Here is a 23,484-nt window from a genome sequence, read left to right on the forward strand (position 1 = left end):
GATGAATTAGTTCCGGATCGAAGTTAAAGTACTACTCCGCCGCCTCGGCCGCGGCTTCCAGCTCGGCCGCCTTCTTTTCCACCTGCTCGACGATGTGGTCGATCATCTGTTCGTTCGACATCTTGTGGCTGGCCTTGCCCGCCAGGTAAACCATGCCCGAGCCCGCGCCCCCGCCGGTAAAGCCGACATCGGTCATCAGCGCCTCGCCGGGGCCGTTCACGACGCAGCCGATGATCGACAGGCTCATGGGCGTCTTGATGTGTTCCAGCCGCCGTTCCAGCGTCTCGACCGTCTTGATCACGTCGAACCCCTGCCGCGCGCAGGACGGGCACGAGATGATGTTCACGCCCCGATGGCGCAGGCCCAGAGATTTCAGGATCTCGAACCCGACCTTCACCTCTTCGACCGGATCGGCGGACAGGCTGACGCGGATCGTGTCGCCGATCCCCATCCACAGCAGGTTGCCCAGCCCGATGGCCGATTTGATCGTGCCGCTGACCAGCCCGCCGGCCTCGGTGATGCCCAAATGGATCGGAGCGTCGGTGGCCTCGGCGATGCCCTGATAGGCGGCGGCCGACAGGAACACGTCGCTGGCCTTCACGCTGATCTTGAATTCGTGGAAATCGTTGTCCTGCAGGATGCGGATATGCTCCAACCCGCTTTCCACCATCGCTTCGGGGCACGGCTCGCCGTATTTCTCCAGCAGGTGCTTTTCCAGGCTGCCTGCGTTCACGCCGATGCGGATCGAGCAATTGTGGTCGCGTGCGGCCTTGATGACCTCTTTCACACGCGCCTCGTCACCGATATTGCCCGGATTGATGCGCAGGCAGGCGGCGCCGGCCTCGGCGGCCTCGATGCCGCGGCGATAGTGGAAATGGATATCCGCCACGATCGGCACCGGGCTTTCGCGCACGATCTCCTTCAACGCTTTCGACGACGCCTCGTCCGGGACCGAAACGCGCACGATATCGGCCCCCGCCTCTGCCGCAGCTTGTACCTGCGCCACTGTCGCGGCGACATCGGTCGTCAGCGTGTTGGTCATGGTCTGAACGGCAATCGGCGCGTCGCCACCTACCGGGACATTGCCAACCATGATCTGGCGGGATTTGCGGCGATAGATGTCGCGCCAAGGGCGCACATGGTTCAGAGACATGAAAACGGATCCGCGTCAGCCTGGGGTCTGGCCTTTAGATAGTCCGGGGGCAAGCTCGCCGCAATGGCAAGATCACTCTGCCGGCGCCTCGGCGGATTGTGTCTGAAGCTCAGCCACCAGCTGTTTGAGCGCAATGTTTTGCTCAGCCTCAAGATCCGCCACGGCATAAGTCTCGGCCACCGCGTCCTTGGACAGAACCACACCCTTGGCGACGGTTCCCGGTGCACCGGCCGGCCCATAGAGCTCGCCGTTCATCGAAAAATACACGTTGCCCGACGCACCGGCCCGCAGTTGCGGCGGCTCTTCCGTCAAGGGGACTTCAAAGCTCTTGCCGTTTTCGACGGTTCCCAACGTGCCTTCGAAGATCACGCTGCCATCCGCTGCGGTGACCCGCATCCAGGCCGGTTCGACCGCGACGATTTTCAGCGACGTGTCGACCTTCTCGACCACCTGCGGAAGGGTCGCGGCAGTTCTTTCGACGGTATGAATTTCAGCCAGCGCGATTTCCGGGACTTCCGGCGGACGGAACGTTCCGACGGTCCGCGGATCGAGTGTGGAAATCGGGGCATCCCGCGCAACCATCACCGGTACATCCAGTGCTTGGGGGCGGTAGAGACGGTCCAGCGCTTCGGGGCTGGGAATTTCAGCGGCCGCAACCTCGGTCGTTCCGGACTCGGTCCGGATGGCCGACAGCGGGTCAAGATCGGACAGCACGACCGGGGCCTGTTCGACGGGCGAGACCTGAACCTGCTGGATCTTGTTCAGAACCGACCAGCCGCCATATCCGATCCCGCCAATCAGCGCGAGGAGAACAAACGACGAGCCTACGGCGCGCGGCTCGATCTGGCTGAACACGGGCTCGCGGCCGGGAATGTAGGGCGTGTTCGGCGAAATGAACGGATCGCGCCCCATCGGGCCACGGTTCGGAAGGTCCCCGACCGATTTCTTGACGACCGATGCCTGTGCGGACATTCCATGGGCCACTTCGAACCCGCTTTCCTTGCAGAACGCAGCAAAAGTGTCGTCAGGGTTCATCCCCAGATAACGGGCGTAAGAACGCACATACCCGGCGATGAAGCCGGGTGTGTCGAATGCGTCGGGATCGGCATTCTCGATGGCAGCGATGTAGTTGGCCTTGATCCGCAGTTCGCGCTGTACGTCGAGAAGAGACTTGCCCATCGTCGCGCGCTCACCGCGCATCACGTCGCCAAGCCGTACTTCGTAGTCGTCGAACCCCTTGGGCCTGACGTCCACGTCTTCCTCGGACTTGCGCTGTGTTCTGCGCCCAATCATTCCTGCTGCCCCATTCTGCCCATCGCGTGTTTCACGCTAACGGCGAATCATCCCCATAACGATTCGTCCGCTACTTTTGTTAGCGTAAGCTTAACACGCGGCAAACAAGTTGCACATGTCGGCGTTAGGTTAACCAGCAAGTTCGGCGCGATTTAGCGCACAATGTGACCAAAGTTCGTCCATGGCCTGGACCAGACGATTCATTTCGTTGGGTCCATGAACCGGCGAAGGCGTAAAGCGCAGACGCTCCGTCCCCCGCGGAACGGTCGGGAAATTGATCGGCTGCACGTAGATCCCGTAGTCGTCCAGCAGCATATCGCTGAGCTTTTTGGTGTGCACCGGGTTGCCCACGATCACCGGAACGATGTGGCTGCCGTGATCGATCAGCGGCAAGCCCAGGCCCTTCAGTCGCAGCTTGAGGATCTTGGCTTGGGTCTGATGCTGCTCACGCAGTTCGGGCGCTGTCTTGAGATACGCCACCGAGGCCGCAGCACCGGCGGCGACCGATGGTGGCAGCGAGGTGGTGAAGATGAAGCCCGGCGCATATGAACGGACCGCATCGCACATCTTCGCGCTTGCTGCGATATACCCACCCATCACGCCGTAGGCTTTGGCCAAAGTGCCATTGATGATGTCGATCCTATGCGCCAGGCGGTCTCTCTCAGTCACACCGCCGCCGCGCGGGCCGTACATGCCAACCGCGTGCACTTCGTCGATATAGGTCAGCGCGCCGAATTCGTCGGCCAAGTCGCAGATCTGTTCGATCGGACCAAAGTCGCCATCCATCGAGTAGACCGACTCGAACGCGATCAGCTTCGGCGCCGCCGGGTCGTCGGCTAGCAGCAACTCGCGCAGGTGCTCAACGTCATTGTGACGGAAGATCCGCTTGGCCCCGCCATTGCGGCGCACGCCTTCGATCATCGACGCGTGGTTCAGTTCGTCGGAATAGATGATCAGCCCGGGAAACAGCTTGGGCAGCGTGCTGAGCGTGGCGTCATTGGCGATGTAGGCGCTGGTGAACAGCAGCGCCGCCTCCTTGCCGTGCAGATCGGCCAGCTCGGCCTCGAGCCGCTTGTGGTAGACGGTCGTACCCGAGATGTTGCGCGTCCCGCCAGAGCCCGCTCCGGCTGCGCCGATCGCCTCGTGCATCGCCTCCAGCACGACGGGGTGCTGCCCCATGCCAAGGTAGTCGTTGCCGCACCAGACGGTGATGTTCTGCTGTGACCCGTCGGGACGCGTACGCACGGCATGGGGAAAATGTCCGTTGCGGCGTTCGATGTCGATGAAGGTCCGGTAACGGCCTTCGTCGTGCAGCCTGGCAATCGCTGAGTCGAGCTGAGCAGTGTAGTCCAAAGGACCCTCCTTCGTGACCCCGCCGCAGGGTGATTGCACGGCAAGGCTGTGTTCCGATGCGTATCATAACCGATTTTTCGGCCGCATCCGCGCCTATTTTCAGGTTTCCTGCCTAACGCCCAGACAGGGGTCGCAACTTTGATTTGCATCAATTATCGCCTTGAACCCGCAGCGACAAGTAAAGTTGAGACCATAAGGCGCGAGGAAACGACGCAGGTTACGTGCCGTTTCGCGCAGAATGTTTCCGATCAGACGCGCGTTTTCCCGCCGCTACGGGCTGGACGGCGCTGCCAGCGCTGTTAGGGTCCGCCGCAATATCTCATACATTCAGGAGTACACCCATGTCGCTTGACGCCACTCTGAGCAAAATCGACTCCGACCTCTCAGCCTCCATCGAGCGGCTGATGGAGTTTCTGCGAATCCCGTCGATTTCCACCGATCCGGCCTTCAAGAAAGACGTGGACAAGGCGGCCGACTGGTTGGTCGACGACCTAAGAAGCATCGGGATCGATGCGAAGAAGCACCCGACCCCGGGCCACCCGATGGTCGTGGGCCATGTCGGCGACGACGCGGACGCCCCGCACGTGTTGTTCTACGGCCATTATGATGTGCAGCCCGTTGATCCCTTGGACCTGTGGAACCGTGACCCGTTCGACCCGGCGCTGGAAGAGACAGAACACGGTCAGGTCATCCGCGGACGGGGCTCTTCGGATGACAAGGGCCAGTTGATGACATTTGTCGAAGCTTGCCGCGCCTGGAAGGCGGTCAACGGCAAGCTGCCTTGCCGCATCACATTTTTCTTCGAAGGCGAAGAGGAATCCGGTTCACCTTCGCTAGTCCCATTTCTCGAGGCCAACAAGGAAGAGTTGAAGGCCGATCTGGCGCTGGTCTGCGACACCTCGATGGTCTCACGCGGTGTGCCCTCGATCGCATCGCAACTGCGCGGCATGCTCAAGGACGAATTCACCATCATCGGTCCGCGCATCGACCTGCATTCCGGCCACTACGGCGGCCCCGGCTTGAACCCGCTGCGGGAAATCTCGCGGATCGTTGCCTCGTTCTACGATGAGGAAACCGGACGGGTCGCTGTGGAAGGTTTCTACGAAGGGGTCCACGAAGTCTCCGCCGAGCAGCTGCGCCAGTGGGAGAACTGTGGTTTCGACGAGGCCGAATACCTCAACTCGGTGGGTTACACGCGACCGCATGGTGAGAAAGGGTACTCGACCCTGGAACAGCAGTGGACGCGCCCGACGCTGGAGATCAACGGATTGTGGGGCGGCTACAACGGCGCCGGTTCGAAAACGGTGATCCCCAGCCAGGCACATTGCAAGATCACCTGTCGCCTGGTCGGTGAAATGGACCCGGACAAACTGCGCGACAAGATCCGGAAGCATGTTGAAGACCGGCTCTCTGCTGACGCCAAAGTCGTCTGGGACAATGATCTCGAAGGCTCCCCCGCATCCGTGATGAACCTGGATCGCCCGGAATTCGAAGCGGCACGCGCCGCACTGTCCGACGAATGGGGGCGCGAAGCCGTTTTCACCGGTATGGGAGGATCGATCCCGGTGGTGGGGTATTTCAATACGGTCCTGGGTCTGGATTCAATGTTGGTCGGCTATGCCAACGACGATGACGCAATCCATTCGCCCAATGAAAAATACGACGTGAAGAGCTTTCACAAAGGGATCCGCTCGTGGGCCCGAATTCTGGACGCTCTGAGCCGATAGCCGCGAATATCGCAAGGCGCTGCCTTGCGCTCCGGGATACTCCGAGCCGGGTGAAGCGCGGATGCGAACTTCATCTGGCCGGCAGTATCCCGGGGGTGTCGCGGGCAACGCGGCCGGGGGCACCGCCCCCATAAGCCGCAGCCCGCGGACAGACCGTTTTACATGTGGATCACGCGCCCGTAGGCGTCCAAAACCGATTCATGCATCATTTCCGACAAGGTCGGGTGCGGGAAGACTGTATTCATCAGGTCTTCTTCGGTAGTCTCCAACTGGCGACCGACGACATAGCCCTGAATCAGTTCGGTCACTTCCGCACCAACCATATGGGCGCCCAGCAACTCGCCGGTTTTCGCGTCGAATACGGTTTTTATCATGCCTTCCGGCTCGCCCAATGCAATTGCCTTGCCATTGCCGATGAACGGGAAGCGGCCCACCTTGACATCAAAGCCAAGCTCCTTGGCCTTGGCCTCGGTATAGCCAACCGACGCGACCTGGGGATGACAATAGGTACATCCAGCGATGCTCTCCGGTTTCACGGGATGGGCATGTTTGCCAGCGATGAGTTCTGCGACCATCACACCTTCGTGGCTGGCCTTGTGCGCAAGCCAAGGCGCTCCGGCGATGTCGCCGATTGCATAGAGGCCATCGACCCCGGTCCGGCAATATGCATCCGTCACAACATGGGTGCGGTCAATTTTGACGCCCAGCGCCTCGAGCCCGAGGTTCTCGACATTTCCGACGATCCCAACGGCAGAGATGACAGTATCGAAGTCGTGCTTTTCGACCTTGCCACCGGCTTCGATATGAGCCGTCACCTTGCCTTTGCCGCGATCCAGCTGCTTGACCATGGATTTCTCCATGATCTTCATGCCCTGTTTGACAAACGATTTCTTGGCGAACGCGCTGATCTCGGCATCTTCGACCGGCAAGACCCGATCCATCACTTCGACCACGGTCGTGTCTGCGCCCAACGTATTGTAGAAGCTGGCAAACTCGATCCCGATCGCTCCGGACCCGATAACAAGCAGCTTTTTCGGCATCCGGGCCGGTTGCAGCGCATGTTTGTAGGTCCAGACCAGATCACCATCTGCCTCCAGGCCCGGCAACTCTCGCGCCCGGGCACCGGTGGCCAAGATGATGTTCTTCGCCGTCAGCTCCTCGGTGCCCTTGTCGGTCTTGACCGTCACCTTGCCTTTCGACGGGATTGTCGCCTCACCCATCACGACAGTGACTTTGTTCTTTTTCAGCAGATGACCGACGCCGCTGGTCAGCTGCTTGGCAACCCCGCGCGAGCGTTTGACGACCGCGTCCAGATCGTAACCGATCTTGTCCGCACTCAGACCGAAATCCTTTGCGCGCTCCATCAGGTGGAACACTTCGGCCGACCGCAGCAAGGCCTTGGTCGGGATGCAACCCCAGTTCAGGCAGATGCCGCCCAGATGCTCGCGCTCGACCACGGCGGTCTTGAGGCCCAGTTGGGCCGCACGAATGGCAGCCACATAGCCGCCGGGGCCCGCACCGATTACGATCAGATCAAAGGATTGTGCAGCCATGTTTACCTCTCGGCGCAGGTCGATTGAAAACTAGTTTACCGTTAAACTATTTTTTTGAACGCATCAATATGCTGCCCCGCGACATATGTGACGCAGGGTCATCAAAACAAGAGCGCGCGCTATTCAGCCTATACCCCGCGTCCCTCCAAGGCTAGAAAAGACCTGCAACCATGTTCGAATTTCGGATCTACAGATTTTAGGGAACAATCATGGCCAAGACTCTCAAAGATTTGTTGCTTGCCCTTTTGAACGCCACACTGATCCTTGTGGCTCTGTGTCTGTTCCTTGGTTGGAAGCTGGCGCGAAGCGTCGAGAATATTCAGGACAACTTCAGAGAAAGCCTGCAAATCGTCCAGCCGCTGCGTGAACAGGCGCAGGGCGTCCGAGAGGATCTTGCAAGTCTGCGCGCTGATCTGTCCGGTATTCGCATCCTGGGAGATGATGAGCCGGAGTTGAAGCAGAAGCTTCAGCAGGCGCTGGTGCGATTGGACGAGGTCCAGGCCAAGCTGGAAACCACGCAGGCCCGCCTCAACGAACTGGTCGAAAACCCTCAGCTACTGATTGATTACGCAGTCACCACGGCCGTCGATGCCACAACGGCCAGGCTAATCGAATTGCGCGGATGTGGAGAGGCGGCTTAACCCGCCGCCTGCAACTCACGCACCGTTGTGCCGTATCCGCCGCCGCTGACATATGCGGCTTCGGGTGCCGTGGTCTCACGGGCAAGCGCCGCGTTGCGGTATGGGAAACGCCCAAACTTGCGGATCACCTCACGATGGGCGCGGGCATGCAGCAGATTGCTTGCACCATGTTCCGGCATGCGCTGGCACATCAGGCGCACACAGCGCTCCTGATCGCACAGGTTCTCTGAGTGCATCATCGGCAGGTAGAAGAACTGTCGGGCTGGCTCGTCGATCTTCAGATCCCATTCCTTGTCGACGGCACATTTCGCTGCTGCCAGTGCCGCCTTGTCGGATGAGAAGGCTTTGCCGCTGCCTCGGAACATGTTGCGCGGAAACTGGTCCATGAGGATGATGTAGGCCAGCGATCCGCTGGGATATGTCAACCACAGAGAGAACTTACCCTCGCACGCGGCTTGCCATGTCTCAAGGAAGCGGTCCCGTATCTGCGCATCCAGCGCTTCATCTTCGCGGTACCACCCCTCGGGGCCTACTTCATCCAACCAGAAACTCAGTACTTCTTCAGGACCAACCATTGCCCTTGACTCCGTCTGTTCCCCCCCGAGGGACGTAACGTCATATAAGTCGGTTTTACAGACTTGTTACAGTAACATATTGCAACATTGACGACATAAATCCGGCGGTCAGGCAGGTTGGTGTTCTTCCTCTTCGTCCTGCGCGGCTTCGATCGCGACTTCTTGCGCAACTTCCAGTGCGACCGGCGATGCCGTCGGGTACAGCGGCGACATGGTGCCGGTTTCGTCCACGGGCACCGAGGCCCGCTGGGTCATCCGGTAGACCGCATAGACCGCCATGGCAAACAGTAGTGCGGCAATGAACAGGAAGAAGCCGGACGGCCCGAACACGGCATCCCCCATCAACCAACCGGTGATCAGCGGGCCGGCAATTGCGCCAAGCCCGTTGATGAAAATCAGCCCGCCGGACGCGGCTGCCATATCTTCGTGCTCGAGGTAGTCGTTGGTGTAGGCGATCAGCAGGGAATACAGTGGATTGGACATTCCGCCGATGACAAAGGCCGCAGCCAGCAAAACCGGGAAGTCGACCCCGAAAACCATGCCCACCGCCGCACTGATGCCGCCAACGACCGACACCAGCAGGATCAACAGGCGCCGGTCCATGCGATCCGAAAACCAGCCCAACGGGTACTGCAGAACCAATGCGCCGATGTAGAATGACGCCACGAAGGTTGAAATCTCGACCAGTGTCAGCCCGGCCCGCGCGCCATAAACCGCGGCCATGCCGAACTGAGCCGAGAAGATGCCACCCAACAGGAACATGCCGACACAGCCCAGGGGCGACGTGTCCATCAACTGCCTGAGCGTCATCGGCTTGGTCGTATCAAACGCCGGCGTCGGTGAAATCGACAACAGGATCGGAGCAAAGGAAACGGAAACCAGGATCGAGGCAATCACAAAGGTTTCGTACCCGGCCGGGTCACCCGCAAGCATCAGCGCCTGAGCGCTGACAATGCCGATCATCTGGACGATCATGTAAAGCGACAATGCCTGGCCACGGTTTTCGTTGCTCGCGGCGTTGTTCAGCCAGCTTTCGGCGGTCACGTACACGCCGGAAAAGCAGAACCCGATCACCACACGGCCCAGCGACCACGCGATCGGATCGGTCAACATCGGATAGCTGATCATCACGGCAGAGATGAAGGACGCCAGCGCCGCGAAGACCCGCACGTGCCCGACCCGCCGTATCATCTCGGGTGCAAGACGGGATCCGCCCAGAAAGCCCACGAAATACGCGGACATGACAAATGACATCTGCAGGGTCGAAAACCCTTCGATCTCGCCCCGGACACCCAACAGGGTGCCCTGCAGGCCGTTGCCGATCATCAGCAGACCCATTCCGAGTAGAAGCGCCCACGCGCTGGCAAGTACCTGAAGCATGTTTGCACTCCAAATCCGCTGAACAATGGCTTTCGTTAAAGGATCAAACGATGTCCCGGTCGCGCTTGTCTACGACATTCGCCAGATTCGATCCCGCGATCCCGCCCTCTAAGGGATCAAAAGCGACGCGTCACCATAGGAAAAGAAGCGATAGCCACTTTTGATCGCATGATCATAGACCCTCAGCATCCTGTCCCGACCCATCAGCGCCGAAACCAGCATCAGAAGCGTCGATTTCGGCAGATGGAAATTGGTCATCAGCGCGTCGGTGACCTGAAACTGGAAGCCGGGGTAGATGAAGATGTCGGTCTCCCCCTCCCAAGGCCGGATAGATCCATCGCGCGCGGCACTTTCGATCAGTCGCAAGGCCGTGGTGCCAACCGGGATGACGCGACCACCCGAGGCTTTGGTCGCCTGAATCGCGGCTGCGGCCTGCGGGCTGACCTGTCCCCATTCGGCGTGCATCTTGTGGGTCGTCACATCCTCGACCTTGACCGGCAGGAACGTTCCGGCCCCGACGTGCAGGGTAACATGGGTGAACTCGACACCTCGATCCGCAAGGGCCTGCAGCAATGGCTCGTCAAAGTGCAGAGAGGCGGTCGGTGCCGCCACGGCCCCGGCCTGCCGCGCCCAAACGGTCTGATAATCGGTCTTGTCACGCTCGTCCGCCGGCCGCTTGGCCGCGATGTAGGGGGGCAAAGGCATTGCTCCGGCCTGCTCGAGCGCCCGGTCGAAATCATCGCCCTTCAGATTGAAGCGCAGATGGGCCTGGCCGTCGGCGACCCCTTCCAGAACCGCGCTGAGGTCGTCGGAGAACACAATTTCTTCGCCCACCCGGATCTTCTTGAGCGGTTTCAGCAATGCACCCCAGGTCCCGTCGGCGCGGGGCTCCAGCAAGGTGGCCTCGATCGCGGCCGAGACCGGACCCTGGGCGCTGTCGCGATGACGCCGGCCGCTCAGCCGGGCCGGGATGACGCGCGTGTCGTTAAGCACCAGCCGATCACCGGGGCGAAGCCAGTCGGGCAGGTTGAACACCCGATCATCCGAGATCGCGTCACCCTGTGCCACCAGCAGGCGCGCCGAAGACCGCGGACTGGCGGGCCGCGTGGCAATCAGGTCATCAGGCAGGTAGAAATCGAAATCACTCAGCTTCATGGCCGCGCCATACATCGCCCGAACAGATTCGGCCACACTCTGCGTCAGCGGTCCTCGCCCCGGCTTCCCACCGACGGGCTGGGTCCGTCCGGTGCGACAGGCGTTGCGTTGGGGCCGTCGGAAACGGTTGGGGCAGGTTCTCGTAGCAAGTTGCGCAGAAACAGTGGCGCCAGACCGGACAGCGGGTTCACGGACACTTGCGGGGCCGAGATCGGGCCCACCAGCGTATAGTTGAACGCGAATACGCCCTCGCCCTTCTTGGTCAGGACGCTGCCAATCGCGTTCACCATATAGATCGGAGAGATCGCGCCGCGCAGGTTCAGGAACTTTCGTTCGGTATCCACCGTCCCGTCGAAGGACAGCCCCATCGACGGTCCAACCGCACTGCCGCTGAGAATCTTGACCTCGGTCGGCGTGATCCGCATCTCGCTGTCGATTGATGAGAAGTAGATCCCCTGCCCGGCCATCTCGGTCAGTAGACCGACCAGACTGATGGCATTCAGCAACGCCGCCATGGCCGGAGCATCCTGGATCCGCGTGTCCGTGATTTTCAGGGTCAGATCGTAGTTGCCCGGACCAGCCACCGGATTCAACCGGAGTTGCAGCTTTCCTCCTCTGGCCTGGGTCAGCAAACCGGCAGACCGCAGCACTGCACCGGCGTCCACGGATTGCAGGCTGACCGCACTGCGCGAACCGCTGGGCACAACCTGCCCCTGGACCGGGGCACCTCCGTTGACCTGAGCGGAAAATCCACCCTTCAACCCTCCGGTCGTTTCGAAATTGCCCTTCAAACCGGTCAGGGCTACTTCCTCGGTCACCTGCAGCCGGTCCAGCGCCACGTCAAGGTTCGGGCCTCGACCGGATGACGCGCCGCCACCGCTGCTACTGCCGAACGTCGCTTTGCCCAGGTTGAGAACGCCCCCCAGAACGCGGATATCCGGCGCCGCGGCGCCACGGCCGATCAACTCGGCCGGAACGGCCAACCAATCGCCCAGTTCAAAAGAACTGAACTGAACCCGATCCAAAGCGCCATTTGCGATCGAGATCGAAGCCACCGCGCGCAATCCGGCGGCATCAATCCGCAGGCTGTCCACTCGCAGTTGATCGCCCAGCGTCGCCTCGGTGGCCAACGTCCCGGCAGTGGCTGCGGATTTTTGCCACCCCAGTTCGGGAATTGCCATTCCGACGCCGACCAGATCAGAGGTCGCGGTCAGCTTTGTCGGCTCTCCCCCTCCAATTCCAAGACTGATCTCAGCCACGCCTTGCCCGGTCAGCATACCGGACGGCAATCCGGCCTTCAGTTCATCCATCAACCGCGGGGACAGTTCGATCTGCCCACTGAGTGTGCTGCGTTGTGCTGTCTTGCCGCCGATCGGTTGTCGCCAAGTCGCCTGTATCGGCACCTCACCGAACAGACCGTCTCCGTCTATGGCCACCTGGGTCTGATCCCCGCTCAGGCGCAGTTTGGCGGCGCTGATGCGGAAGCCCGGAACCAGTTTTTCCGTATCCAGATCAATCAATTCTCCCAGAAAGTGAAATTGCGTGTCCTCGAATTTCAACCACTTGATCAAGGGCAGAGACAGAGTGCCGCCCAGTCGCACGCTGCCCGAAGCCAGATCAACCGGAAGGTTTGCCTTGGTCAGCAATTGCAGCGGCGCCCGGTCAAGCAACGACAAGGCCGAGGTCACACTGCCACTGGCCTGAACACGCACAATGCCCGGTGTGTTCTTTTTGATGTCTGTATCCGGGATGATGAACGACGTACCAGAGGCATCAACCGCGCCACCGTCATCGGCGATCACGACGCCCTTGCGGGCGGTCACCGTGAACCGACGGCCAATCAGCGTGGCCTGCCCACGCCCGCCTTGGATCGGCGGCAAGGTCTTGGCAAACCGAACCAGCGCATCATCGAAATCGAAATCAAGATACAGTTCGGGCTTGGAGTCTCCGGGCCGCAGCCTCAGAACGAAGTCCATGTCCGACAGATTGCCTTCGTACAGGTTTTCGGTCACCCATTTGCGCGGCTTCGGGGCCAATCGGGGCGGCCAGTAATGCAGCAGCTTGTCCGATGCCATGTGCCCCAGCCGCGCGTTCAGATCCACGCTCCACCCCTCCGGCAGGCCCACAAGCTCGCCCGAAGCGCGCAACAGGTCTTCGCCATCCTCGACCACGACCTGCCCCAGCTGCAGCCGGAACGGGTTCAGGCGCACTTGAAAGTCCAGATCGGCCTGCTTGACCTCTAACGCATCAACGAACAGGTCGGCTGGGTTCACCCGGATACCGTTCAGACGAAACTGCACCGCCATGCTTTCCAGCGCGCCGGCCTCTACACCCTTCAGATAGGCCTTGCCCTCGCCCTGTACGCTGCCCCAGCCCGACACCACGGAAACCTCGTTGAAATCCAGAACCTGCTGCGCCGGGTCATAGGTGAAATACGTGCGGGCAGAGTCGAACGGAACCGGTCGGGTCTCGGGGTTGGGCTGAACGGCCCCGGCCCCAAGGTTCAAGGTTGCAAATACCGGCCCGAGCGCGCCGGCCCCGTCGATACTGCCGCGCAATGCGCCCGAGATCGGCGTGTCCAATACCTGCAACCAGGCCAGCGCCGGGGATTGCGCCGCGACGTCGGTCGCCGGAAGATCGGTGATCGAAATCCCGAACTGCGCCTCGGGTGAGCCGAGCGTGCTGGTGTAATTCGCTTCGATCATGCTGACATAGTCACGGCCCGCCAACACCGAGAACCCGGTCGCCAGGCGCAAGGCGCCTTCGCTCCGCGTCGCCAGAATATGCCCGCCGTCCAGAACCCAGGACCGCCCAAGGCGCAAGTCGCGGTAATCCAGCGTGATGGCGTCAAGCTCGACCGAGGTCAGGGACGACAGGACCGGTGACAGGAACACCTGATCGGACTGTTCGATCAATTCGGCCAAGGTCGGCGCATTCTGCACGGGCGCGCTGCCGGAACCGACGGTCAGCGAAAGCGATCCGTCCTCGGCTCGGGTCAGTGCGATCTGCGCGCCGTTGAGTGTGATCCGCTTGGGCCGGACATGGCCGCGCAGCAGTGGGCGCATCGCCAGGCTGGCCTGCATGCTTGAGACCTGAGCGATCTGGCGCCCCTCGGCGTCGCTGATCGAAACATCGCTGAGCCGCAGACGCGGGCGCCATTCCTGATTGATGATAAAGCTGACATCGCCGAACCGGATCTGCAGACCGCCCAGTGCGTTTTCCAGACGCGTTTCGACCCGGTCGCGCAGCCATTCCGGCGCGTGGATCCGATGGCCGAACACCATGACCCCGGACAGGACGGCCAGAAACACCAGCAGGAACACCCCGCGCAAGGCCCACAGCCCGGCTGTCCGCCGACGGGATCGGCGGCGCGGCGGTTTCCCGCCCTTCTCAGCCTGGTCCTGTTCGTCTTGCGCCAATTTGCCGTCCACGTCTTTCAACCTGCCCGAGCCGCCCTATGATACGCGGCATCACCTACAAATCCTGACCGGAGTTCAAAATGCCTGACGTTGCAGACATCGCCCCCGATTTCACCTTGCCCCGCGATGGCGGCGGCACGGTCACCCTGTCGGACCTGCGCGGTCGTCCCGTTGTTCTGTTCTTTTATCCCCGCGATGATACGCCGGGCTGCACCAAGGAATCCATCGGTTTCTCAGAGCAGCTTCAATCCTTTGCCGACGCCGGCGCACAGGTTTTCGGCATCTCTCGCGACAGCGTCTCCAAGCACGACAAGTTCGTCGCCAAGCACGGGCTGACCACTCCGCTGCTGTCCGACGAAGGTTCGACCGTGTGCGAGGTTTACGGCGTCTGGGTCGAAAAAAACATGTATGGCAAGAAGTCGATGGGGATCGAGCGCTCGACCTTCCTGATCGACGCCGACGGAAAGATCGCCCGCGTCTGGCGCAAGGTCAAAGTTCCCGGCCATGTGGATGAGGTGCTGGAGGCCGTACGCGCGCTTTGACGCTGCGGGCCATCCGGTCTAAGAGGCGGCAGTTTTCATCCAGTTCGAGGATTACCGTGGCCAAAACCCTGACCCAAATGGCAACCGAGGTTCTGACCACTGCGGATGGGCGGTCCAAGACCGCCCTTTCCAAACGCTATGCCGCCGAATGGTTTGCAGCGCGCAACGGCGATGCCCCCGCGATCGAAGTCGGGACAGCCAAGCCACCGTTGCATCCATCGCGTCCTGACAAGCCCGAGCTGCTGTCGCCGCGCGACGTGCCGCGCCGTCGCCCCGGCTCCGAGGCTGGACGCATCGCCCTGCTGCACGCTGTGGCCCATATCGAGTTGAATGCCGTGGACCTGCACTGGGACATCATCGCCCGGTTCGGGCATGTGCCGATGCCGGTCGGCTTCTATGACGACTGGGTCAAATGCGCCGAGGAGGAATCGCGCCATTTCGAAATGGTCTGCGACTGCCTGGAGGCGATGGGCAGCTATTACGGCGCCCTGCCCGCCCATGCCGGGATGTGGCGCGCGGCCGAGGACACAGCCGAAGACCTGATGGGCCGGTTGGCGGTGGTGCCGATGGTGCTCGAGGCGCGCGGCCTTGACGTGACACCGGGCATGATCGACATCTTCCGCAAGGCCAAGGCCGATCAGGCCGTGGCCGCGCTTGAAGTGATCTATGCCGAAGAAGTCGGGCATGTGGCCTATGGCTCGAAATGGTTCCACTTTCTGTGCGGCCGCGAGAATGCCGACCCCAAGGACGTGTTCCACCAACTGGTCCGGCGCTATTTCCATGGCGCGCTCAAGCCGCCCTTCAACGAGGAAAAGCGGGCCGAAGCCGGCCTGCCGCCCGATTTCTACTGGCCTTTGACCGAGGATCTGCCGCCCCCGGGAGACGCGAAACGCTGACGGAAACGTGCCGCTTTCGGCAATTTTCTGCCGATGACGTGCGGGAAAACACCGTAATTGTCGACCAATCGGTTAACAAACTTGCCCAACCGGGACCGGCCCTTTAAGCAATCGGCCCAAGGGGCGGCGATCCACTCACGACCGGTCCCGACATTGGGGATGAGAGGTAAGGCGCGTGAGAACACGTCTGGCAATCAAACTACACTCACTGCTCGAACGGCACTTCCCGGAACGCCGGGTCTTCCTGAAATCCGACAATGACACACGCTTCATCCGGCTCAGCTCGGAGACACAGATCGTGGCCGCACTTGGCGTTTCGATCATGGTCGGCTGGACGGCGGTCGCCACGGCGATCCTGCTGATGGACAGCATCGGGTCTGGCAACTTCCGTGAACAGGCCAAGCGCGATCAGGCGACCTATCAGGAGCGGCTGAACATCCTGTCGCAGGAACGCGACGCGCGCGCTCAGGAAGCACTGGCCGCGCACGCCCGGTTCAACTCGGCGCTTCAGCAGATCTCGGCGATGCAGTCGGAACTGCTGGAATCCGAAAACCGTCGACGCGAGCTGGAAACCGGCATCGAGGTCATTCAGACCACCCTGCGGTCGACCATGAAGCAACGTGAGGAAGCCCGGGCGCAACTCGCCGAGCTTCAGGAGAAATCCGATGGCGCATCGGTTGCGATGTTCGCCTCTGCCGCTCCGGCACAGATCGAATTCATGGCCGACGCCCTGACCCGGACAGCACAGCAGCGGGACCAGATCGCAACTGATGCACAGGCGGCACTGGACCAGCGCGATGAGCTTGAGCTGGAAATCCTGCTGATGCAGGAACGCAATGACGAGATCTTCCGCCAGTTGGAAGAAGCCATGGTGATCTCGGTTGAACCGCTGGACAAGATGTTCCGCGAGGCCGGAATGCCCACCGACCGGATGCTTGACGAAGTGCGGCGCGGCTACAGCGGCATGGGCGGGCCGCTGACGCCGATTTCCTTCAGCACCCGCGGCGAAGAGCTTTCGGCAGATGAGGTGCGCGCAAATCAGCTTCTGCAGCAGATGGACCAGCTGAATCTGTATCGCATAGCGGCCGAAAAGGCCCCGTTTGCCACACCGGTCAAATCGGCGTTCCGGTTCACCAGCGGATATGGTTATCGCCGCGACCCCAAAACCGGCGGGCGCCGGATGCACAAGGGCACCGACTTTGCGGCCCCGACGGGCACGGATATCTTCGCCACCGCCGACGGTGTCGTGACCCATGCGGGCTGGCAATCCGGTTATGGCCGTCTGATCAAGATAAAGCACGCCTTCGGGGTTGAGACACTTTATGCCCATAACTCGAAGATCCGCGTGAAGGTCGGCCAAAGGGTCTCGCGCGGGGATCACATTGCTGATATGGGTAATTCTGGACGGTCGACCGGAACGCATCTGCACTACGAGGTGCGCGTGAACGGAAAACCTGTAAACCCAATGGACTTCATCAAGGCTGCGAACAATGTTTTCTAAAAGCAAAATCAACGAGCCCGCACCCAAGGCATCCGAAACGGCCAAGCCGGCAGCCCCGGCGCCTCAGGCGACCCCTGCCCCGACCGAACAGAAGGCCGCAAGCACCGCGCCCAAGCCCAAGCCGCCGGCATCGGTTCTGTCGTCGGACCTGCATATCACCGGCAACATCAAGACCACCGGTGACATCCAGGTCGAAGGAACCGTCGAAGGCGACATCCGCGCGCATCTGCTGACTATCGGCGAAACCGCGACCATCAAAGGCGAAGTGACCGCGGACGACGTGGTTGTGAACGGCCGCATCGTGGGTCGTGTACGGGGTTTGAAAGTACGTCTGACCTCGACCGCCCGGGTTGAGGGCGACATCATCCACAAGACCATCGCCATCGAAAGCGGCGCGCATTTCGAAGGCTCGGTTCAGCGTCAGGACGATCCGCTGAACCCGGGACGCAGCGGCAAAACCGGAGCCAATCCGGCGGCTGAAGTCAGCCAGTAAACCGCTCCGAGTACCGAATTCCAAGAACGCCGCGGCCACTGTCCGCGGCGTTTTTCTATGCCCATCAGGCAACAATCGGGACCCCTATCAGGGCCGCAAAGCCCTGCACGCGCGATACATTTTCACAAAAGGTGTTTTTTGAATTAAACTTCACCTCGTTGAAATTGGGAGGTTTTATCATGCGAGCAAAACTGATGGCCGAATTTTTCGGCACGTTCTGGCTGGTTCTCGGCGGTTGTGGCAGCGCGGTGCTGGCTGCCGGGGTCGCCGATGTGGGCATCGGATGGCTGGGCGTGTCGTTCGCCTTCGGCCTGACGGTCCTGACCATGGCCTTTGCGGTCGGCCACATATCGGGTGGTCACTTCAACCCCGCCGTCAGCCTCGGGCTGATGATCGGTGGGCGTTTCCCGTCCAAGGATCTGCTGCCCTACTGGGCTGCGCAGGTGCTTGGAGCGATACTGGCCGCAGCCGTTCTGTACGTGATCGTCAGCGGCGCACCCGGCTTCGAAGGCGTTGGCAGCTTTGCCTCGAACGGGTATGGCGAGGCCTCGCCCGAAGGGTATTCGATGATGTCGGCGCTGGTGATCGAGATCGTTTTGACCGCCTTCTTCCTTATCATCATTCTGGGCGCGACATCCGAAAAGGCTCCGGCCGGGTTCGCGCCCATTGCCATCGGTCTTGGGCTGACGCTGATCCACCTGATTTCGATCCCGGTCACCAATACGTCGGTGAACCCGGCCCGCTCGACCGGGGTGGCGCTGTTTGCCGATGGCCCCGCCTTGGCGCAGCTGTGGTTGTTCTGGGTCGCCCCGCTGATCGGTGGCGCTTTGGGAGCCGCGATCTGGAAAATGATGGCCTCGGACGAATAGAAACCCGTCCTACTAATGCAAACCCCCTCCCGGCCTACGCCGGGAGGTGACTCTGTTATACGGTTGCGTGGGCCACACCCGCGGCAAGAATTCGACCGGTCGGATCAGGGTGGTTGAATTTCCGGAACGAACCGCCAGAATTCGCAGAACTCTGTGAAAGACCTGATCATGATTTCCTGGCCAAAGTTCCGGCGCCCCGCTTCCGCAATTCCCGCATCCACCGCCTGGATTGCGATGGCCAGTATTCCGCTGGTTCATTATTTCTGGCCAGACCTCGGCGCGGTCTCTGATCGGGATCAGACTGTTCTGTTCGCTCTGACGATCTTTGCCATTCTGGCCCTATCCGAGATTTTCATAGCGCGAATTCATCGCAAGCCGGGCAGCGGCTTGGTCTACAACCCGGAAAACTTCAAAGACCCGGCGTATCTGGCTGATTTCTGGATCAAACTTATTGGTCTGTCGGCCAGTCTTGCGCTGCTTGCGCTGTTCTACTCCACCGCCGACCTCTACCGGGATGAATGGTATCAGCCGTTCTTTTCGCTGTTCGGCGACTACTGGCCGCTGATCCTTGCGATTGTCCTTTCCGTTGTCACGGCGGTTCATTTCTCGATGCGGCATCCTCGCGACGGCATGTGGCATCTGGGACGTGTGGTTTTGTCTTTTGGTCGCCAATCCACCGGGGCCCGCGAGTTGAAATCCTTTCTTCTTGGGCTTGGCGTCAAAGGGTTCTTTCTGCCACTGATGTTCTGCTATCTGGTCTATGACTGGAGCTTTCTACAGACCCGTTCGCTGTGGGATGCGCAGGACTTTCAGCAGGTCTATGCATATCTCTACCGTTTTGCCTTCTTTCTGGACCTGACAATCGTCACCATCGGCTATGCCACCGCCACCCGGCTTCTGACCTCTCATATTCGCTGGACCGAGACGACGGTGAGCGGATGGCTGGTCTGCGTGATCTGCTATGCCCCGTTCTGGCAACTGCTGTCGCGCAGCTATTTCAACTATGTCGAGGATGGCTTCGCCTGGGGTGTCTGGCTGTGGGATTACCCTGTCCTCTACGGATTGTGGGGCGGCACCATCCTGTTCTTCCTGGCGGTCTATTGCCTGACCGCCGCGCGCATGGGTCTGCGGTTCTCGAACCTGACCTATCGCGGGCTGGCCTGCGACTTTCCTTACAACATCAGCAAACATCCATCCTACATTAGCAAGAACATCACCTGGTGGATGATTTCGATCCCGTTCATCGCGGTCGACTTCTGGGCAGGCCTGGCCAACTGTCTGGCCCTGCTGGGTGTGAACCTGATCTATTTCGCACGGGCCTGGCACGAAGAGCGCTGCCTGTCACGCGCGCCGTCCTACCGAGCCTACAAAAAGCACGTGAACGAATACGGTCTTCTGGCCCGCATCCGGCGCGGTCTGAGCGGCTGGACCCGGAGCGTTGCCAGACAGGCGAATTGATAGCGCGGCGCGGGTCAGCGCCCTGTCATCCAGATACCGTCGGGCCAGAAGGCGTGGAAGGCGAACGCGAACATTACATCATGCACGACATCCCGTCCGGCGCCATCCGTGACGCGGATCGATCCTATGTCGCGTCCCTTGTCGACGCGCCCGGCGTCCAGAGCCGAAGCCTGCCCCGCCGACCAAACGATGACAACGCCTGCTTCTGACAATCGCCCAGCCGCACGCAATCGCGTCAGAGGCCAGGCCCGCTCACCGACACGCACCACCCGCTCGAGCGGTTGAATACCATGCGGAGGCAGCGCGCCGTCATACAGGAACGGTCTGCGCGCGCTGTCATACCCTCGATAAGGGTTGCGCCCGTAGTCCCGCGCAAAATTCGGCTCGGCCATCACCAGACCGTCGGGATTGCGCTTGCGGAACTGATCCCACCCTTCCATCCACGCTGGCAGCGCTGTCAACTGAGCACCGGTCAACTGGCCCACAATCGCCTCGCCGGTGGCTTGCTGCCACCAGCTTTCGGTTTCGCGGTCATACATGATCATGTCCGAATTTCGCAGCTTGCCGGACACGCCGAAACTGAGAACCCGTCCCGGGATACGCCGATCAAAAACCAGCCCCGAATTGCACAATGGGCAATATGTAACCGCGACTGGACGGTTGCCGATGCGATCATTCACGATCTCATGCCAGATCAGGTAACGCAGGGGATAGGCGCGCGAGCGCTTACCGGGCAGTTCCACCGTGATCACGGCCTCGGTCAGCCCCAACCCGGTTTCCGCCGAAGCCGGGACAAACTCGGGTTTGTCGATGGCAGGGATGCCCTCTTTCGGCGGCCCGCCGGACCGGACCTCAGACCAGTCACCGATCGAGGTAACCGCAAAATCGGTTTTGGGCCATTCGTCGCGCCACAGGTTCGGGTCCGCGGACACCGCGGTTGCGCAGAACAGCAGAAGGGCAAACAGACGGCATCGCATGAGGCACCTTTGGCTACCTGCCATCGTGCGTCAGCCGTGCGGCCGGGCCAAGCCCCTTACACAGTGAAGCGCCGTGCGCGGACAACCCGGCGCGCAATCCGCGCCGGGTCTAGGGATCATTCGGTGACGGTCACCTTGGTCATGACGTCCGGTTGGCCGACCACCGCGCCGTTCGGGCCTGTGCCGCGTTTGATCGCATCAACAACGTCCATGCCGTCGGTCACCTTGCCCACCACCGTGTACTGGCCATTCAGGGTCGGGGCCGGTTCGAACATGATGAAGAACTGCGAATTTGCGCTGTTCGGATTGCTGGCGCGAGCCATTCCGACGATGCCGCGCTCGTACGGAACTTCGGAAAACTCGGCTGGCAGGTCCGGACGGCTTGAACCGCCGGTGCCGGCGCGACGCATGTCGCTGCCCAGTTTACCGTATTCCACGTCCCCGGTCTGTGCCATGAACCCCTCGATCACGCGGTGGAACACCACCCCGTCATACTTGCCTTCGGCGGCCAGAGCGGTGATCTGCTCGACATGCTTGGGCGCGACGTCTTCGAACAGGTCGATGGTGATCGTGCCGTTGGCCTCGCCCTCGACTTCGATCTGCAGGCCTGCGGCCAGCGCGGGGCTGGCCAACAGGGCAAAAACGGCGGCCAGCTTATACATCGGCGGCCACTTTGACGCTGATCATGCGGTCGGGGTTCGCAGGCGGCTCACCACGGGTGATGGCATCGACATGCTCCATCCCCTCGATCACGCGGCCATAGACTGTGTATTGGCCGTTCAGGAAATGGTTGTCCTTGAAGTTGATGAAGAACTGCGAGTTGGCCGAGTTAGGGTTGGCCGAACGGGCGGCACCCAGCGTGCCCCGGTCATGCGGCAGCTTGGAAAACTCGGCGGGAAGGTTCGGCAAGGACGACCCGCCAGTGCCTGCCATGCGGATGTTGAAGCCGTCTTCCATATCGCCGTGCTGCACGTCGCCGGTCTGGGCCATGAAGCCGTCGATCACCCGGTGAAAGGCCACGTTGTCATACTCGCCCGCGCGCGCGAGTTCCTTCATGCGCTCGCTGTGCTGAGGCGCCACGTCTGGCAGCAGTTCGATGACGACGTTGCCGTCCTTCAGCTCGATGATGATGGTGTTTTCGGGATCCTTGATCTCGGCCATGGGGCCCTCCTGTGGAATTGATTTGCGCAAATACCTATGCGCCGGACGCGCGAAAGCCAAGTGACGCATTGACCTGAGGGCAAAATGCAGGAAAAGAACCGCTTACGCGTGGTGACAACGGCGAGGATGACACGATGGGCTGGAAAACTCTGGACGACATGGATTTGCAGGGCAAACGCGTTCTTGTGCGCGTGGACATCAACGTCCCGGTTTTGGATGGCGCCGTGACCGATGACACCCGGATCCAGCGGATCGTGCCCACGGTGCGCGACATTCTGGCCGCTGGCGGCAAACCCATCCTGCTGGCCCATTTCGGCCGGCCCGGCGGTGAGCGTCGGCAGAACCTGTCGCTGAAACAGCTGGTGCCCGCGCTGGAAGCCGCCTTTGGAACCAAGGTCCGCTTCGGAGAGGATTGCGTCGGATACGAGGCTGAAATCGCTGCCGCAAACCAGGGCGACGGCGAGGTCTTGCTGCTGGAGAACACCCGCTTTCACGCCGAAGAGACCCAGAACAGCATGACCTTGGCCGAAGGTATGGCCAAGATGGGAGACATCTACTGCAATGACGCTTTCTCGGCGGCTCATCGGGCGCATAGTTCGACCGAGGCACTGGCGCGCCTTCTGCCCTCCTGCGCCGGGCGCCTGATGCAGGCAGAGCTCAGCGCACTCGAAGCCGCTCTGGGCAACCCTCAGCGTCCGGTGACCGCCGTGGTCGGTGGGGCCAAGGTATCAACCAAGCTGGATCTGCTGGGCAACCTGATCGAGAAGGTCGACAACCTGATCATCGGCGGCGGCATGGCCAACACCTTTCTGCTGGCCAAAGGGCTGGACGTTGGTAAATCGTTGGCCGAGCACGCGATGACCGATACCGCAGCCGAAATCATGGCAAAAGCAGACAAGGCAGGCTGCCGGATCGTCCTGCCCAGCGATGTTGTCGTTGCAGAGAAATTCGAAGCACACGCCCCACACAAGGTCGTCCCAGCGCACAAGTGCCCCGCAGATTCGATGATCCTCGACGCCGGGCCGGACAGCGTCGCCGCAATCTGCACCATCTTCGAACAGAGCAAGACTCTGATCTGGAACGGCCCATTGGGGGCATTCGAACTGGAACCCTTCGACGCGGCGACAAATGCCGCTGCATTGAAAGCCGCAGAACTGACGCGGGCGGGCAAACTTGTGTCGGTCGCCGGTGGCGGCGATACGGTTGCAGCCCTCAACGCCTCGGGTGCCGCGCAGGACTTCACCTACATCTCGACCGCCGGCGGTGCGTTCCTGGAATGGATGGAGGGCAAAACTCTGCCCGGTGTGGCAGCGCTGGCCCAATAAACCCATTCTAGTT

20 protein-coding genes are annotated in these 23,484 nt (G+C 61.1%); 9 read left to right on the plus strand and 11 right to left on the minus strand.

The annotated features are described in order from the left end of the window. Positions 1–31 precede the first annotated feature (31 nt). The 3 genes from ispG to hemA form a co-directional block, all read right to left on the minus strand. Entirely contained in the window at positions 32–1,153 is a 1,122-nt protein-coding gene (gene ispG / locus ACR0IR_RS07585; RefSeq protein WP_170363258.1) for a flavodoxin-dependent (E)-4-hydroxy-3-methylbut-2-enyl-diphosphate synthase, read from the minus strand. 72 nt (positions 1,154–1,225) lie between these two features. Next, positions 1,226–2,446, minus strand: a complete 1,221-nt coding sequence (locus ACR0IR_RS07590; protein ID WP_170363257.1) for a helix-turn-helix domain-containing protein — start codon at positions 2,444–2,446, stop codon at positions 1,226–1,228. 129 nt (positions 2,447–2,575) lie between these two features. After that, positions 2,576–3,799: a 5-aminolevulinate synthase gene (gene hemA, locus ACR0IR_RS07595; protein ID WP_170363256.1), complete on the minus strand. Its 1,224-nt coding sequence runs from the start codon at positions 3,797–3,799 to the stop codon at positions 2,576–2,578. A gap of 341 nt (positions 3,800–4,140) precedes the next feature. On the opposite strand from hemA, the gene ACR0IR_RS07600 reads away from it, so the two are divergent. Further along, positions 4,141–5,526, plus strand: coding sequence for a dipeptidase (locus ACR0IR_RS07600; protein WP_170363255.1), 1,386 nt, complete (start codon positions 4,141–4,143; stop codon positions 5,524–5,526). 158 nt (positions 5,527–5,684) lie between these two features. On the opposite strand, the gene lpdA is transcribed toward ACR0IR_RS07600, so the two are convergent. Then, entirely contained in the window at positions 5,685–7,079 is a 1,395-nt protein-coding gene (gene lpdA / locus ACR0IR_RS07605) for a dihydrolipoyl dehydrogenase (RefSeq protein WP_170363254.1), read from the minus strand. A 209-nt stretch (positions 7,080–7,288) separates the two neighbouring features. On the opposite strand from lpdA, the gene ACR0IR_RS07610 reads away from it, so the two are divergent. Continuing rightward, positions 7,289–7,720 carry a hypothetical protein gene (locus ACR0IR_RS07610; protein ID WP_170363253.1) on the plus strand — a complete coding sequence of 144 codons (432 nt, stop codon included), beginning with the start codon at positions 7,289–7,291 and terminating at the stop codon, positions 7,718–7,720. Here the strand turns inward: ACR0IR_RS07610 and ACR0IR_RS07615 are convergent. The 4 genes from ACR0IR_RS07615 to ACR0IR_RS07630 all read right to left on the minus strand — a co-directional run bounded on the left by ACR0IR_RS07615 (position 7,717) and on the right by ACR0IR_RS07630 (position 14,261). Beyond that, a complete protein-coding gene (locus tag ACR0IR_RS07615) occupies positions 7,717–8,295 on the minus strand; it encodes a DUF924 family protein (protein ID WP_170338132.1) in 579 nt (192 codons plus the stop codon). The two genes, ACR0IR_RS07610 and ACR0IR_RS07615, sit on opposite strands and share 4 nt — an antisense overlap. Positions 8,296–8,403: 108 nt before the next feature. Then, positions 8,404–9,675 (minus strand): MFS transporter, encoded by a 1,272-nt coding sequence (locus tag ACR0IR_RS07620; protein ID WP_170338636.1) that lies wholly within the window; start codon positions 9,673–9,675, stop codon positions 8,404–8,406. Between the two features lie 108 nt (positions 9,676–9,783). Then, the gene (gene queA, locus ACR0IR_RS07625; RefSeq protein WP_170363863.1) at positions 9,784–10,830 is read right to left on the minus strand and encodes a tRNA preQ1(34) S-adenosylmethionine ribosyltransferase-isomerase QueA; all 1,047 of its coding nucleotides are present in this window, start codon (positions 10,828–10,830) and stop codon (positions 9,784–9,786) included. Positions 10,831–10,874: 44 nt separating this feature from the next. Continuing rightward, the gene (locus ACR0IR_RS07630; RefSeq protein ID WP_367647647.1) at positions 10,875–14,261 is read right to left on the minus strand and encodes a YhdP family protein; all 3,387 of its coding nucleotides are present in this window, start codon (positions 14,259–14,261) and stop codon (positions 10,875–10,877) included. A 68-nt stretch (positions 14,262–14,329) separates the two neighbouring features. On the opposite strand from ACR0IR_RS07630, the gene ACR0IR_RS07635 reads away from it, so the two are divergent. The 6 genes from ACR0IR_RS07635 (at position 14,330) to ACR0IR_RS07660 (ending at position 20,008) form a co-directional block, all read left to right on the plus strand. Next, positions 14,330–14,791: a peroxiredoxin gene (locus ACR0IR_RS07635; protein WP_170363251.1), complete on the plus strand. Its 462-nt coding sequence runs from the start codon at positions 14,330–14,332 to the stop codon at positions 14,789–14,791. Positions 14,792–14,868: 77 nt separating this feature from the next. After that, on the plus strand, positions 14,869–15,687 hold the full coding sequence (locus ACR0IR_RS07640) for a ferritin-like domain-containing protein (protein WP_170363862.1): 819 nt from the start codon (positions 14,869–14,871) through the stop codon (positions 15,685–15,687). 175 nt (positions 15,688–15,862) lie between these two features. Beyond that, entirely contained in the window at positions 15,863–17,188 is a 1,326-nt protein-coding gene (locus ACR0IR_RS07645; protein ID WP_170358803.1) for a DUF5930 domain-containing protein, read from the plus strand. After that, positions 17,178–17,681 (plus strand): bactofilin family protein, encoded by a 504-nt coding sequence (locus ACR0IR_RS07650; protein ID WP_170338122.1) that lies wholly within the window; start codon positions 17,178–17,180, stop codon positions 17,679–17,681. Before ACR0IR_RS07645 ends, ACR0IR_RS07650 begins: the two co-directional genes overlap by 11 nt. 179 nt (positions 17,682–17,860) lie before the next feature. Further along, positions 17,861–18,550, plus strand: coding sequence for an aquaporin Z (aqpZ, locus tag ACR0IR_RS07655; protein WP_170338120.1), 690 nt, complete (start codon positions 17,861–17,863; stop codon positions 18,548–18,550). 234 nt (positions 18,551–18,784) lie between these two features. After that, positions 18,785–20,008 carry an isoprenylcysteine carboxyl methyltransferase gene (locus tag ACR0IR_RS07660; RefSeq protein ID WP_170363250.1) on the plus strand — a complete coding sequence of 408 codons (1,224 nt, stop codon included), beginning with the start codon at positions 18,785–18,787 and terminating at the stop codon, positions 20,006–20,008. A gap of 14 nt (positions 20,009–20,022) precedes the next feature. Here ACR0IR_RS07660 and ACR0IR_RS07665 read toward each other — a convergent pair whose 3' ends face one another. From ACR0IR_RS07665 to ACR0IR_RS07675, 3 genes are all read right to left on the minus strand, one after another. Continuing rightward, the gene (locus ACR0IR_RS07665; protein ID WP_170363249.1) at positions 20,023–20,985 is read right to left on the minus strand and encodes a DUF3179 domain-containing protein; all 963 of its coding nucleotides are present in this window, start codon (positions 20,983–20,985) and stop codon (positions 20,023–20,025) included. 116 nt (positions 20,986–21,101) lie between these two features. Next, complete coding sequence (locus tag ACR0IR_RS07670) at positions 21,102–21,647, minus strand: peptidylprolyl isomerase (RefSeq protein WP_170363248.1); 546 nt, start codon at positions 21,645–21,647, stop codon at positions 21,102–21,104. Continuing rightward, positions 21,640–22,146, minus strand: coding sequence for a peptidylprolyl isomerase (locus ACR0IR_RS07675; protein WP_093962382.1), 507 nt, complete (start codon positions 22,144–22,146; stop codon positions 21,640–21,642). The genes ACR0IR_RS07670 and ACR0IR_RS07675 overlap by 8 nt, the downstream gene beginning before the upstream one ends. A 134-nt stretch (positions 22,147–22,280) precedes the next feature. Here ACR0IR_RS07675 and ACR0IR_RS07680 point away from each other — a divergent pair, with 134 nt between their 5' ends. After that, positions 22,281–23,471 carry a phosphoglycerate kinase gene (locus ACR0IR_RS07680; RefSeq protein WP_170363247.1) on the plus strand — a complete coding sequence of 397 codons (1,191 nt, stop codon included), beginning with the start codon at positions 22,281–22,283 and terminating at the stop codon, positions 23,469–23,471. The last annotated feature ends 13 nt before the right edge of the window (positions 23,472–23,484 follow it).

Source organism: Ruegeria sp. CF2 (genome assembly GCF_056537385.1).